The 426-nt window shown below is 41.3% G+C and carries 1 protein-coding gene; it reads right to left on the reverse strand.

Annotated features, from left to right (window positions below; translation table 11 throughout):
• The coding region (locus AC2JF9_RS09635; RefSeq protein WP_500727342.1) for a substrate-binding domain-containing protein at positions 1–426 on the reverse strand (426 nt) is incomplete at both ends.

A 426-nucleotide genomic window follows, 5' to 3' on the forward strand; every position in this document is an offset into this window, starting at 1 on the left:
GGGCTGCACTATTCCCTAGCTGAACCTTGTCTTGTGCAATCGTGGTAAGGGCTGGTGAAAAATACTCGGCCAGGATGATATCGTCATAACCAATAACTGACAGATCGTTTGGAACCTTTAGATTCAGTTTTTTTGCAGCTTTAATCACTCCCATGGCCATTAAATCACTTGCACAAAAAATCGCCGTGATTTCGGGATGTTGCGTCAGTAATTCAAGCGCACAGGTTTCAGCTTTGTTCTCGTCAAAATCGCCGTTCACAATATAATTGCGATTAATTGAAATTCCTGCTGTTTCTAATGCCTGATAATATCCTTCCAGCCGTTGTCTGCTGACAAACGCAAATTCGTGTCCATTCATCATCGCGATTTTTCTGTGACCAAGATCAATTAAATGCTGAACTGCATTTTTAGCTCCTAGAATGTTAT

It is taken from the genome of Lactobacillus sp. C449L (assembly GCF_059900815.1).